Annotated in this window: 13 protein-coding genes; all 13 read right to left on the reverse strand. The window is 40.0% G+C overall.

Going from position 1 to position 13,302, the window contains the following annotated elements:
• Positions 1 to 3 precede the first annotated feature (3 nt).
• Positions 4 to 1,755, reverse strand: a complete 1,752-nt coding sequence (locus NST01_RS15675; RefSeq protein ID WP_341042112.1) for a phage tail protein — start codon at positions 1,753 to 1,755, stop codon at positions 4 to 6.
• A gap of 11 nt (positions 1,756 to 1,766) precedes the next feature.
• Complete coding sequence (locus NST01_RS15680) at positions 1,767 to 2,603, reverse strand: phage tail domain-containing protein (RefSeq protein ID WP_341042114.1); 837 nt, start codon at positions 2,601 to 2,603, stop codon at positions 1,767 to 1,769.
• Positions 2,604 to 7,037, reverse strand: coding sequence for a phage tail tape measure protein (locus tag NST01_RS15685; RefSeq protein WP_341042115.1), 4,434 nt, complete (start codon positions 7,035 to 7,037; stop codon positions 2,604 to 2,606).
• A gap of 212 nt (positions 7,038 to 7,249) precedes the next feature.
• A complete protein-coding gene (gene gpG / locus NST01_RS15690) occupies positions 7,250 to 7,594 on the reverse strand; it encodes a phage tail assembly chaperone G (RefSeq protein WP_057079045.1) in 345 nt (114 codons plus the stop codon).
• A 55-nt stretch (positions 7,595 to 7,649) separates the two neighbouring features.
• Positions 7,650 to 8,261: a major tail protein gene (locus NST01_RS15695; RefSeq protein WP_341042116.1), complete on the reverse strand. Its 612-nt coding sequence runs from the start codon at positions 8,259 to 8,261 to the stop codon at positions 7,650 to 7,652.
• 2 nt (positions 8,262 to 8,263) lie between these two features.
• Positions 8,264 to 8,662 (reverse strand): tail completion protein gp17, encoded by a 399-nt coding sequence (gp17, locus tag NST01_RS15700; protein ID WP_341042117.1) that lies wholly within the window; start codon positions 8,660 to 8,662, stop codon positions 8,264 to 8,266.
• Complete coding sequence (locus NST01_RS15705) at positions 8,659 to 9,063, reverse strand: HK97-gp10 family putative phage morphogenesis protein (RefSeq protein ID WP_202734449.1); 405 nt, start codon at positions 9,061 to 9,063, stop codon at positions 8,659 to 8,661. The genes gp17 and NST01_RS15705 overlap by 4 nt, the downstream gene beginning before the upstream one ends.
• Positions 9,063 to 9,377, reverse strand: a complete 315-nt coding sequence (locus tag NST01_RS15710) for a phage head closure protein (RefSeq protein ID WP_341042118.1) — start codon at positions 9,375 to 9,377, stop codon at positions 9,063 to 9,065. Before NST01_RS15710 ends, NST01_RS15705 begins: the two co-directional genes overlap by 1 nt.
• Positions 9,367 to 9,669, reverse strand: a complete 303-nt coding sequence (locus tag NST01_RS15715) for a head-tail connector protein (RefSeq protein WP_341042119.1) — start codon at positions 9,667 to 9,669, stop codon at positions 9,367 to 9,369. Before NST01_RS15715 ends, NST01_RS15710 begins: the two co-directional genes overlap by 11 nt.
• 11 nt (positions 9,670 to 9,680) lie before the next feature.
• Positions 9,681 to 10,070 (reverse strand): collagen-like protein, encoded by a 390-nt coding sequence (locus tag NST01_RS15720; protein ID WP_341042120.1) that lies wholly within the window; start codon positions 10,068 to 10,070, stop codon positions 9,681 to 9,683.
• A 26-nt stretch (positions 10,071 to 10,096) separates the two neighbouring features.
• Entirely contained in the window at positions 10,097 to 11,392 is a 1,296-nt protein-coding gene (locus NST01_RS15725) for a phage major capsid protein (RefSeq protein WP_341042121.1), read from the reverse strand.
• A 39-nt stretch (positions 11,393 to 11,431) separates the two neighbouring features.
• Positions 11,432 to 12,055: an HK97 family phage prohead protease gene (locus tag NST01_RS15730; protein ID WP_035701867.1), complete on the reverse strand. Its 624-nt coding sequence runs from the start codon at positions 12,053 to 12,055 to the stop codon at positions 11,432 to 11,434.
• Positions 12,018 to 13,298, reverse strand: coding sequence for a phage portal protein (locus NST01_RS15735; protein WP_135226619.1), 1,281 nt, complete (start codon positions 13,296 to 13,298; stop codon positions 12,018 to 12,020). The genes NST01_RS15730 and NST01_RS15735 overlap by 38 nt, the downstream gene beginning before the upstream one ends.
• Positions 13,299 to 13,302: the final 4 nt, after the last annotated feature.

The following is a 13,302-nucleotide window of genomic DNA, read 5'->3' on the forward strand; positions in this document are numbered from 1 at the left end:
ACCCTATCTAAGCGTCTTGAGCATGTCGTTTATATATCGTTGTAAATTTTTCATTTTCTTTACTTGATCTACATTAATACGCTGAATGTCCTTGCGGAAGTTCGCAAATGTTATCGTTGGGCTGCTATACGGATTGAGAGGGTTATGCTGAATTGAGACAACTCTCAAATCGTCCTCAAAGGTTATTCCGTCTGCTGTGTCAGCGATGACGTGAATCGTGTCACCTAGCCAAAAATCTTGTTCAATTTCAAGCAATTTCGGTTCATAGATTTTTTGGAATTCTACTTCCACAGTCATTTCCGGGTAAGGATTAACATGCTTCTTTAACGCAGAAATAATGCTGCTAGATTTTTTGTACCTCTCGTCTTTAATTGGCTCCGCCCAACGTGGTTTACCTTCAATGAGAAATTTATCTTCATCGGGATGAATGTAAAGAACTGGCTCAAAAACATACTCAGGCTCTTTCTCTTCATCTTTTCTCACTTCTTTTTCATCTTCTGTTGTTTTGCTGTCATCCTTTGATTTAGAAACAGAATCCGTTTCTTTTTGAGCGCCATATCCCCATGCCCGAGTGGTACAATTCTGAGAATCTGTCGTGATTGTGATCCCAGGCATGTTATAGCGACTATCAAGCACAAAATCTATTTCTTGTCCCATCTTTTTGTAAACATGGATTTTGTAATTATCTACGTCTAACTCTATGTCATAATCTTCAATGATTTCATCCATAAGCTCTGTGGAATTTTTTTCACCGAAGTTTTCTTGTTCCGCAGAAGAAATTTCACCATCTTTTGCATGAATGACATATTTGAAATCAGTTCCTTTGAGGGCAATATCTAGCGCTTCTTTAATGCTTAACTTCTTAGAAACTGTATTTTCGATTCTGTTATTAATCAACAGTACAGTGAAGATGTGCGCAGCTGTAACCGTTTTTGTCAGCATTCCATTCTCTTGATGAAGACTCACGTTGGTAATGTAGTATTTTTGATGATTATATTTCTTTTCATCAAGGTATAAAATGTTATCCACCACTAACAACTCAAACTCTGCAGCATTTTCCTGTGTACGAACTAACGAGAATGTAAACGATTTTTTACCTGTTGTATCAACTGTGAAATCAACTGACGCACCTGTGATTTCTATGACTTCCTTTCCATCCTTGCTTGAAACATGCAGCTGCGGGAAATCCACATCAGACGGTAAATTTTGATTGAGTGGCATGTCTTTCCCATCGTATTCCTTACTTGGGTAATCAGGACCAGTTGGTGTTTCAGGTTCACTCGGTTCTTCTGGTAGATCATCCAAATTATCATATTGTGTGAGCTTGTAAGTAAAGATGATGCTGTTTAATTTTGTAGCATAATTGATATCAGTCGCATAACCACCCTTTGCAACAGCAGCAGTAGCTTTTTGGTAGTCTTTTTCACCGACCACATCTTTATAACGACTCAAACGTGTGTATAGACTTCCTAAATCAGCAAGGCTCTCAGCATATGATGGATACTTTCTAAAGCGCGCTTTTACTCTAGTTTCATTGCCGTGCTTGTCCTGTTCTTTGGTCCACATTAATACATATTTGCCGTTATAAGTCCCTTTGACTCCAAAGAGGTTGTAGGCTTGCTTAGATAGATCACTAGCACCGAATCCACTTTCAAGGCAGCCTTGAGCGATGACAAGGCTTGCAAGCACCTTGTATTTTTTTTGGACCTTTTGCGCTCCCGGTGCTAATTTCTTGATAAAGTCAACCGCAGCCATGTCACCCCTCCTTATGCATAATAGAATCTTGTGTCAAACACAATTTCAATGTCACTTGCGTTTTGTATTTCAAAGTCGTTTCTGCCAATATCAAGTGATGGAAGTCTACCAGATGTCTTGAGCCGTTTCTTGTTTGCAACGGTGTATTGTTTAATAAAAGAAACCTCTCTTGATTTGGATATTTCATCTTCAATTTTCAAACGCTCACCTGTCGTATGATTGATGATGGTTACACCTTTTCCTTTAGCTTTCAACGTCACTTGGTAATCATGACGAAGTGGGTTGATCCTAAAGTCTCCAATGTTATATATGCTGAACGTTTTTTTATTCTTGAATGAATACTCTAGGTCGTCACGCATCTCAATATTCATTCCGGGACTCCATCGTTCACCCTCAAACGATTGACGATTTAATGATGTACTTTTCGATTCAGCAGCACCCAAAATATCGGTGAATTCAACGCTAAAAACAACATGGTTCTTTTCTTTTTCCTTTGGAGTAGTGAAATTCCCCTCACATTTTACTAAAAACCTTCTGTTTGGCAGAAGGTCACATGAAATGTAGTATGGGAACGGTTTAACTAATAAAGCATATAGTTCACTTCTATAGCTGTAGAAATTTTCAGCAATGATTGAGTTCATATATATTTCAAGCTGAATCTGTCTTTCTTTGTACTTCACATCCCGCGGATGTTGTGGCAATACAATACCGTTAATTCGTGGTAATGACACCGTCTCAAATTCTACGATTGGTGAGGCAGGTGTCAGGCTTAACGGGTGGAAATGAGGAAGCAAGTCATTCAGGCTTTGTTCACCCAATCCATTGTTAAAATCAATATATAATTCCATCTACCTCACCCCACTCATAAATGCTTCTTTTCTAAAACGTTCACCTGTCGTTTGATCTAGCTTTCGCCCATCCATGTAATTGTTGCTATCTTTTGAAATTAATTGTTCAAAGCCTTTTTGCATCATCATTAATCCTTGAGACAGCAGGTCTATTTGTTGAGCCATCAGACCAATTTGCTTGTTTTGGTTCTCGATCATCTGTCTCATATCGGATCCATCTTGCTGCCTGCTCTGAGGCTTGTCTCCTTTGTTACTAATGCGATCAAGCATCTGTAAAGCCGTGGAGATCATACCATCCCCAAAACTAGGCACTCCAAGCTCTTTCCCAAGATTAGAATACAACTGCAAAGAACGCTTTCTGTATTTAGGTTCAGTCGTGATTGCATATTCTCGCCAGCCGTTTTCTCCCAGTTGTGCGATTTGGTGATTATCAATGACACCACCAGATGCATAACCGATGTAAGGGCCACCGCGTGCCATAGATTTAAGCCCCGGGTGATTGTATATTCCGCCGTATCTTTTGTTTAAATAGTTAATCGCGGCAACAATTTGGTGTACTGGATGTTTGATGTTTCCGTATCCGGGCTTTTTATAAGCAGCAAATGTGCTTGGTATAAATTGCATAAGCCCTTGTGATGGATGTCCCGCCTTCCAGTTACTATCCCACCTGTTAACTAATGTCGGGTTTCCGCTTGATTCCTTCATGGCAATGGTTTCTAACGCTTTTGCATAGGATGGAGAAATTCCAGTGATGCTGATAGCTTGTGCAACCCACTTTTTGACTGCAGCACTACCCCCTACACCTTTGAATGATCCTCCGTCTCCTCCAAAATCACCTAACGATTTTGTTAAAAATCCTAAAGCACCTTTTTGAATTGTCTTTAAAATACCTGTTCCAAGACCATCTATTCCTTTACCAGTTTTAAAAGGAATTAGACCGCCAAATATATTGCTGATAATTTTCTTTGGGCCAGCCATCACAAGGTCAAAGATATCTGATCCGAAATCTTTCACCTTGCCGACTACTTCACCAGCTTTTTTGGCGCCCTTTTTAAAGAAATCACCAACACCACCTGCATAACCCGGTAAGCCCTGTGAAGTGATTTTTTTGGTCTGATCATGAGGCAGTACCGATGTTCCGCGTGGTAAATCCCAAATTTGAGGACCACCAACGCCGACCATATATGTTCCAATACCAGGAGTATGTGCAAGCTCATATCCTTCCTCACCAACAAGTGCACGGCCTCCCGGATGGTAGTCAGTTCCTTTAGCGTAAGAATGCTTTGCTCCATCCTTTTTGTTCCCATATCCTTTAGGTTTCCAAGTTGGGATAGTTTTTAAGTTCATGAATTCAAGAACTTTATTAATACCACCAGTAATAGTATTTACTACACCTGCTAAATCCACAAGAAACGTATCCCAAGCGCCGAGAACTTCACCAGTCTCCCAATCAACTTGCTCGATATGTCCTGCAGCCTGTTTTTTCGCTTCTTTTACAACGCCCTTATGACTTTTTTCAGCTTCATTTATTGTTTTTTCTTTTTGTTTTTCCGCTGCTTTTACCGTAGCATCATGTTCTTTTTGGCTAATAGTGCCTTTGACGTAACGCTGGTCATCTGCAGCTTTTACAACAGCGTTGTATTGTTTTTCAGCATTACTAATAACTTTGTCTTTTGCTGATTTACTATTTTTAACTGTCGCGGCTGCTTGTTTGGCCGACAAAGTAGATGATTCTTCTTTTAACTTTTTAGAAATGAGTGTTTGCTCATCCTTGCTTTTTGTAAGAGCCGTTTCGACTTCTTTACTCATCTTTTGGGTGATACCCTTGACTTCATCCCATTCTTTTTGAGTGAGAGAGCGATGTTCTTTTGCTGCTTTGTCATATATTTTTTTGACTCGACTCTCGTACTTTTCTATTTGCTTCTGCTTCTTTTCATTCCCTGTTTTGATTTTATTGAGGATGTTTTCCTCATCTTTCTTCTTAAGTGAATTATTCTTTGAATAGAAATCTCCTAAAACGTCAAGAGACTTGTCAGCACTATCTTGATAGCCTTTTTTTATGGTGTCAGCCATTTTTGAAAATCGCTTATTCATGTTGTCAGCTAGTTTATCCGTTATCTTAGTTTGATTGAGATAAAGGCTATTTAATTTAGCATTGGCTTTTGTCTCCATATCCGAATAAGCATTTACAGCTTTAGAAGTGGATTCAGATACTTTATCGCCAAAGTCTATTGTTGCTGGTAAGACACGTTTTTGCAGGTTGTCATAATATTTAAACCCTGCTTCGCCTAGAAGCGTGACTCCTGTTATTAACATGCCTACAGGACCACCAAGCACAGATAAGCCGCCTCTAAGCAAACTCACAACGCCTGCGCCTTTTTTAAGAATGTTAAACAGGCCAAAACCGCCCTTTGCAAGTTTCATAAAACCGCCTGCACTTTTCACGGCGTTTACCCCAGTCATAACAATACCTTTACCGAATTTGAGTATCTCAGGAAGAAAAGAGAGTGCAAGACCGCCAATCATACCCATCGGTCCACCAAACATCATTAAACCGCCACCAGCAATACGCGAGGCACCACCAAGACCACGCATTGTCCTTGATGTTCTTGTGGCCGTTTGGTTTAGACGGCCCATACGAGTAGTCGCTAGACCTGTGTTTTGTTGTAAACGTCCCATGCGAGTAGACATAACGGCTGTTGATGCTGCAGCTGTGTTGATACCAGTTGCAGCAGTTCGCGAAGCAACACCAGCTGCAGTAACTTGTGTCGTGTATACTCCTAAACTTGTTGATGATCCTCTGACAGTGCCTGTCAGATACGTGCCAGCAGTACGAAGCACTCTCCATCCCTCGGCCATTCTAGGAATGACACTCAATAATAATAAAGAAGCCCCGCCTAAAAGACTGAAAGCTGTTACGGCAGCACCAGTAACGGCAATTGTTTGCATAACAGATGGAGGCAGGTGATCAAACCAGTTAACGATTTTCGTTAATCCATCTGTAGTGGCGCGGATCACTGGAATAAACTGATTACCCAATGAAATGACTGCGTTATTTGCCGCAGAACGCAGGTACTCCATTGACCCCGCAAGGTTATCCATTTGACCTTTTGCCACTTTTTCAGCGACACCGCCACTGTTTTCAATTCGCTTAGTAAACTTGTCGACCTTATCACCGCCTGCATGAAGCAAAGTGATAAAACCAGATAAGGCATGTTGACCAGCCAATTGTTTTGCGATTCGGATTTTCTCGGTTTCTGTATAATTTTTCGTTTTATCATTGATTTGATCAATGATATTTGACAATGGTCGCATACGGCCACTGGCATCAGTAACACTAAGGCCAAGTTCATGTATCGCGTTACCTGCTGGCTTCGGAGGTGCCGCAAGCCTTGTTAATGTGGATCGTAATGCGGTACCTGCCATATCTGCCTTGATTCCACTGTTCGCCATGATACCCGTTGCGGCCGCTAACTCTTCCATGCTGACACCTGCTGTTTTCGCAGCTGGCCCAGCATATTTCATGGTCTGGCCAATCTGCTGCAATGTCGCATTCGAGTTAGTGAAAGTGTAGGTCATTGCATCTGCAACCCGGTTTGTATCTTCTGCAGCAATATGGAATTCTGTGAGTATGTCAGATACAATATCCGCTGTTACACCTAAATCTGTTTGCCCTGCTGCCGCAGTAGCAAGCAAGCCCGGCATGGCACCGATAATGTTATTTGTCTTATAACCAGCCATTGCAAGGTATTGCATTCCTTCGGCAACCTGTCCGTCTGTAAATTGTGTCGTAGCCCCCAAATGACGCGCCGTTTCCGTGAGACGGCCCATCTCGTCATTCGATGCATTCGCCACAGCACCGACCCTACTCATAGCCTTTTCGAAGTCTGCGGCCACTTTGACAGCTCCACCTATTGCGACGGTGCCTGCTACACCGATACCTGTTAATGCCTTCCCTGCCATTCCCGCAGCAGAGTAGACAGATTGTAACTCTTCTGATACTTCCCCAGCGTTCTTCTTAAAAACAGAAAAAACACCAGCTGTTTTATTGCTGGTGTTTTGTAAATGTTCGTATTCTTTCGATACCTGCCGAAGCTCTTTTTCTAACTTCTGGTGCACAGCGATGGAGTCATTCAGTTTCCGGGCATGTATTTGCGTTTCTCGCGCATCACGGCCCTTTTCCCTGACAAGCTGTTCATATCGTTTTCGATGTTCTTGAACAATTCGCCCTTGAAGGCGATATTTGTTGTTAAGACCTTCTACTTGTGATTGTAATTGCTTTGATTTATCACCAGTATTTTTATAAATGGCCGCAGATGCCTTCATTTCAGAGTTGGTTAATCTCAATTGCCTTTGAAGCCCTGTTATGCCTCTATTAAAACCCGAATCATCCAGATTGACCTTAGCGACCATATTGCCGATTGCTTGAGTCATTTATGTACCACCCCGCTTCCCTGACATGGATTTCAAGACTTAGAATATTTGATCAATCGTTACTTCTTTTGTTTTGCTAGTGCTAGATTCAGCGTTCAATTCTAAGAAATGAAAAATATCCATTTGATCAATTTCATGCATCTTCCAACCTTGCTCAAGTAAAGTGGTATAGATTTTATTTAATTGATCTTTGCCGTTTTTTAATGGCTCATTTACGCCTTCATGTCGGGCAAAAAATCTTTTTCTTCCTGCGTTTCCGCCACTTTAAATCCCATGATTTCCATCATGATTTTTCTTACTGCATCCGCAATTTCAAAAGATTGAAAGCCTTCTAGAAACTGATCGTAAGTAAATTGATTCTGAAATACACGTACAATGAATTTGATTCGTTCATTCATGCTTTTAACAATCTCTTTTGCATTCTCCGCTGCTGCTGCTTTTTCATCTAAATCAAAAGCCTCATAGAGAGTTTTTGCGTTTGTTCGTGGCGCAATAAACGTTTTGTGCTTTTTTTCTTCTTCGAACCAAATAGAGATAGAAATTTGTTTTTGAGTCATAGTGACTCCCCCTTATTTTTTATTTTCCAATTAAAAAAGAGAGCTTTTCAGCCCTCTAAGCACCTTTTCCAATATCAACACTGCTGCTGTTTTCTGTTTCGTCTTTGTATGCATCACCAAAAACTGATTTATAAAAGGCATCGAGATTAAAGTTTTCTGCATCTTCATCCGTGACAACCTTGAAAACGTCATCCTGCTCTCGATCAACAAATTCAGCAGATAATTTAACCGTTTGGAAATCTGTCTTTTCTTCCTTCGTCTTCCATTCATCACCCGGTAAAGAAAAACGACCTTTTACTAAACCAACATGTCGAGATTTACCGTTTGCCTTTGGACCTTCAAACGTCATTGCGACCCATGGAGGAATAATGTTCTTTTTGAACAAGTACAATCCATTTTTGTCCTGTTCAATGCCTAACAGCTTCGCAAGAATTTCCATAGGGAGATCCCGCATTTCAATTTCTAGTTTTGTTGAACCTGTTGAAACAACCAAATCAACAAGTTTGTCATCCGCATACTGCTTTTCAGTTGATGTTTCAGTTTCCACTTTCATATTCATTGCATATTCGTATTTTAAAACCTCGGTTGGAACATAGAATTTACCTTGTTTTTGCAGAGGTGCAAAACGAGCGTTTTTTAGACCAGTTACTGAACTGTACTCAGTCATAGTTAGCCTCCTAGTATTATATTTTTTTCAAAACGATACCCTTTTCTTATCAATCTCTCTTTCTCTAAAAATTCATTAATGGATAAAGTGGGCGTAAAATCTAAACGCTCCATCACATCCCCGATTGCAGCCATGATGGGCTGTGGATCGGCATTGTGATAAACATCTATTTGATAGGTTGCGCTATCTTGTATGGGCCTGTTATCAGCCCATTTAATTGGTTTGTAGTTGATTTCTTGCAGCACGATATAGGGTGGTTTCAAGCCTGTTCCTTCTGGCACTGCAAGTTCATGGATGTCACTTTCATGTATCAAAGACAAAAGCGCTGGGTCATTTCCCAACGCTTTAAAAATGGTTTCTTTATAATCAGCTGCACGCCTTATTAAATTTTGATCAATCATAGGTTACTCAACACCTGTCTGTATTTTTCTGCTACTCTTCGTATAGCCTCATCCCATTTCGCATCGACAGTTCTCGTAAAGAATTTTTGCGCAGGCTGATGTAAGGTGCCGAATTCAGGAAAGTGAATTCTCCATTGTGTGTCCTTACGTGACTTGGATTTAGGCCAACCAACCGCCACATATTTCACTCCGTCTCCATCAGTGCGAAGGCGGGTAATATCAAGATCATCCTGCATGTGTTTTTGGGCCTTGTCTGATCTCGGTGTGTTTGGGTGCAGTTCATCTTTTATCACTGTTGCGCCAGCTGTGAGCGCTTCTTTATGCATTTTGCTTACTTTTCTTTGCATATTTCCAATGGCGTTTTCTAATTCCTCTAAGCCGTCAATTTGAAGGTTAAACATCACGTCACCGCCTTTGCCCTAACCGTAAGAAAGTTAAGCCTTGAATAATGAGGTAATATTGATTCAATCTCGTATGTTTTCTTTCTGAAAATAAGCCTCATATGATCGTCAATATCTTCTCGGTGGCGAATGGTGAATTTAATTGTATGTTCTTTTTTGATAGCAGCTGCAGCATAATATTCAGCGCCTTTTAAAACCTCTGCTTTGGCCCAACACTCAACTACAGTTTCCCAGCCGTTGTCACCATCGACAGGTAAACGAGTCTTTTCTTTTTTCTGCTGAAATTGGATGCGGTGTCTCATGTCATTCAGCATCTTTTCCACCGTCCACAACCACGTATTTAAGTTGATTGACCATTGTTGTGAGCACCCCGTCAAGATTCGAGGTCGTTCCTGATATTTGCCTATTCTCATACCAATGAGTTGTAAATGACATGACAGCCAGCTCTGCTCGGGCTGAACTATTAGGAAATTTCAGACCTGTCGCATTCGTGATGTACTCTTTCGCTGCAGCGATGAAATGTAAAATTAAATCATCCTCCGCATCACCATCAATTCGGAGGTATTTTTTTGCTTTTTCAAGCTCTTTTTGCTCTGCCTCAGTCATCCGGCATCACCTTATTCAGATTTTGGTTTTTCTAATGCTTCGACTTTTTCTTGAAGGTCAGTGATCATTTTCTGTACTTCTGAATTGATATTGTCCCACTTGACACTCCCTTTACCGATTGTCCGGGAATTAACTGAACCATCACCTAAATGTTCATTTTTAATTGAGCCAGCCTCAATTACTGCAGCATCACCCTTATCACCTTTCGGCCCCTGCTCTCCTTGATCCCCTTTTGGACCTTGAGGACCTTGTTCACCAGGATCACCTTTCAATCCCTTAACAATAAGAGGGTTTTCTTCGCTGTTGTCTCTGATAGAAACAGGCGTGATAGGTTTACCGTCAGGCCCAGCCTCTGCAGATGTGTACACTCCGTTACTTTCATTCAAAAAATCTTTAGCCATGATTAATCAATTCCTTTCAATTTTTCTTATTTTCCAGCGTCTACGGACTTATCTTCAGAAGGTGTTTCAACTTCTGCTTCTTCACCAACAACTAAATCAGTAACAATAACTGCGGCTTCTGGATCAATAACTTTTCCGTCAAATCGTTCAATACCTCTGAAATATGTTTGATCAGTTAGATATGCATCTGCACCGATATCAGTTGATTTGATCTCGAATTTTTGGCGATCAAACATAAAGTATGCATTTTTAAAATCACCGAATAGAATATGAGTTTTTTGTTTATCGTCTGTGACAATCTCGTCATACACTTCAACAGGTCTTCCGAATAAAAGAAAGCTGTCCTCATTGCGTGGGTCCTCTGCTAAGATTCCGCGGCCGTTTTTATCTTCAATGTTTGCAAGCGTTTCAAATGCTTCTGTATTCATAACCCACTTAGCATTTCTTCGGTAACCCTTTTTAAGTTGATTTTTGACTTTCCGTAAAAATTTAATAGTGATAAGTGAAGGTGCCTTGAGAGTTTTATATTTTTTGCTTGAGATAATTCCTTCTATGTTTTTGTCTCCACCTTTTCCATAGAAGACTTCCTCATTTTCAGTTACAGTTGCGCATTCAGAAAGCCATTCTACAATTTCTCTTGTGAAATTAAGGAAAGAATCATCAAGCAATTCAGCTGAAATAGGTAAAAATCCAGCGAATTTCTTAACATTGTATTGGATTTCTTCAAACTCCATACTTTTGAGCTCTTTAATTGCCTCTTTTTCCCCAATGTTATATAACTTTCCAGCAGTACCTTTTCTTACTGGATAAGTGCCAGATGGTGATTTTTTTGGCACAATCCGAACTAGATTACGAACAGAATTTAATTCTTGAATGGACTTAATAATCTGTTTCGAAATGTCATCAGGTACTGTGTATCCGCCATCCTTATCACTGCTAGATGAAAGTTGTCTATTTTCTTTTAAAACTTCCTGCAGCATTTTCCTTTCTTCGTTACCTAATTCATCATCACGACCAGTCAAGACCTTGAACCATGCATTTCTATATTCTTGCGTTCCTGTTAAGCTGCGGTCTTCATTAGAAGAATCAGATTCAGGATCTCTTTTCTGTTTCGGGACATAATGTCGGTCTTCAATTTCTGGTGCATCGAGTTCTCTTTCCTCAGACATCATTTCAATTCTTTTTTGCAGAGCCTTTGCTTCATCAAGCATAGAGCGTGCTTCTTCATCTTTTCCTTCACTTATTAAATTCCTAGCTTCTTGCTTTTTCTGCGTGAACTGCTGGCGCAATTGACGTTCCTCTTTACTCATCGTTACTGGCATAGATTTTCCTCCTTGATTTTGAGCATAAAAAAAGACCCACTATATAGTCAGGTCTAATAAGTCTAGTTCCAGCTCAATCCTCTTATTTGATGTGTTTTTTTGTCTTTTTAAAACTTCTACTTTTTCTAGACTTCTTTCTCCTACAACAGCTTCCGTATCGCTATATGCAGGAGTTGTCACAAGTGAAATGTCAAAAATGCGATTGATTCGATTAATTCGGCGCTCATATAACTTTTCTTCTTCATTTCTTGTCCATTCATCAGGTTCTTCATCACCTGAATGATCAAGAGAAAACGAAAAAGAACATTGATTGATGACGCCTGCTCTCAAATTCTTCATCAAATCTTGTCCATAAGTGGTGTCTGTTGGCTCAAATCTAAATTTCAGCCCTATTGCATCAACAGTTAATTGGAGACTACCAGCTCCCGTTGAAACAGTGTTTCTTGCTAATGGATAATCAATTTTATGATTAAATAAAGCAATTACATTGGACATATCTGCTTCGTCCAACGCTCCACGGCTGATGATTTCCTTAAACCACCCAAGACGCTCAGACCATTTTTCAAATTTAAGGGCATAACCCTCTACATATTCACTTTTGCTTTCATCATCAAGTGACCTAACTTCAATTTCCGTCGTTAGCTGTCTGATTTCCTTCGGCATTATTCGGATCACCTCCTTTATGGCCAGCTTTAGCCATCTGATATTGATCTAACATATCTAAGAAAGTGTAATTCAGTGAAACTAGGTGTCTGTCCCCATCAGGAATAGCATTCTTTGACTCAAGGGCACGAATTTCATTTATATTCATAGCTCCAATTCGTTCCATAATTTCATAGAATTCAGCTCTTGATTTTGAATCACCGCGCAATTCACTATTAACATTAAATTGAACATATAGCCCTTGCCTTATTTCAGCATCAGTAAACAGCTTTGTATTGATTTCTTGTTCAAAGGAAACGATCCACGGCTGTAAAGTGTTCTTCACATATTCTATAGATTGATGTTCGATATTACTAAATGTAGCGCGATCCAATTCGTTTATTTTATGAAGGGGAACTTTGAATATGGAAGCAATTTGAGCCTTATTGAATTTCATAGACTCTACAAATTCGGCATCTTTTAGAGGCATTGATATAGATTGATAGTCGAGACCAGCATCGACAATCGCAATGCTTTCTCCCGCATTTACTCTCATCCATTCTTTTCTTGCAACCTCTTTTGCCTCTGGTTGTAACAGGGTTGGGATTTTCAAAATACCTCTTGGTGTTGCATCATTTTTATACAATTTCGCGTTAAACTTTGTTGCGGCAGATTGAGCACCAATATTTTCTCTTGCAACCCGAATTGGACTGAGACCTACTATCCCATCTTCCGTCATTCCTTTAAAGTGCAGAACTTCCTCCGCATGTAATTCAGCTCGTTTGTTATTGATTATTGTTTCGTACCACAACTCCCCTGTTTTTGGATCAAGATAGGGATGTGTATTCGCTGGATTAAGAGGGATTAATGTTTTGATATCACCCGTTTTATCTGAAAGAATCAAAGAATATGCATTTCCCCACATACAAACATGCGTCATCATTAATTTTTTCCAAGTAAAAGCTGTCATATATTGATTGGGCTTTAAATAGAGCAATTTAAAAACAGGATGGTCACGCTCTCCTGAAATATTCTCTCCCAGCCTCCTAAACATATGGACAGATAGTTTTGCTATATCATCTGACAAAACATTGATACAAGAAAAAACATCAGGATGTTTTAACGAGGTCGATTCACTCACTTTCTCCCCGCTTGCCGTTTTACCACCACCGAAAATATCAAACACCCATTGCGGGACTTGTGACATTCCCCAGCCACTGTCTGAATCTGCTGATCTCTTAGAAAACATACCTTCTAATAACAATTAA

Source organism: Bacillus sp. FSL R7-0166 (assembly GCF_038008935.1).
GTDB lineage: Bacteria > Bacillota > Bacilli > Bacillales > Bacillaceae > Bacillus > Bacillus altitudinis.

Bases quoted from the DNA above. Each gene is read 5' to 3' on its own strand.
- NST01_RS15675 (WP_341042112.1), bottom strand. From the start codon at position 1,755: ATGGCTGCGGTTGACTTTATCAAGAAATTAGCACCGGGAGCGCAAAAG.
- NST01_RS15680 (WP_341042114.1), bottom strand. From the start codon at position 2,603: ATGGAATTATATATTGATTTTAACAATGGATTGGGTGAACAAAGCCTG.
- NST01_RS15685 (WP_341042115.1), bottom strand. From the start codon at position 7,037: ATGACTCAAGCAATCGGCAATATGGTCGCTAAGGTCAATCTGGATGAT.
- gpG (WP_057079045.1), bottom strand. From the start codon at position 7,594: ATGACTCAAAAACAAATTTCTATCTCTATTTGGTTCGAAGAAGAAAAA.
- NST01_RS15695 (WP_341042116.1), bottom strand. From the start codon at position 8,261: ATGACTGAGTACAGTTCAGTAACTGGTCTAAAAAACGCTCGTTTTGCA.
- gp17 (WP_341042117.1), bottom strand. From the start codon at position 8,662: ATGATTGATCAAAATTTAATAAGGCGTGCAGCTGATTATAAAGAAACC.
- NST01_RS15705 (WP_202734449.1), bottom strand. From the start codon at position 9,063: ATGTTTAACCTTCAAATTGACGGCTTAGAGGAATTAGAAAACGCCATT.
- NST01_RS15710 (WP_341042118.1), bottom strand. From the start codon at position 9,377: ATGCTGAATGACATGAGACACCGCATCCAATTTCAGCAGAAAAAAGAA.
- NST01_RS15715 (WP_341042119.1), bottom strand. From the start codon at position 9,669: ATGACTGAGGCAGAGCAAAAAGAGCTTGAAAAAGCAAAAAAATACCTC.
- NST01_RS15720 (WP_341042120.1), bottom strand. From the start codon at position 10,070: ATGGCTAAAGATTTTTTGAATGAAAGTAACGGAGTGTACACATCTGCA.
- NST01_RS15725 (WP_341042121.1), bottom strand. From the start codon at position 11,392: ATGCCAGTAACGATGAGTAAAGAGGAACGTCAATTGCGCCAGCAGTTC.
- NST01_RS15730 (WP_035701867.1), bottom strand. From the start codon at position 12,055: ATGCCGAAGGAAATCAGACAGCTAACGACGGAAATTGAAGTTAGGTCA.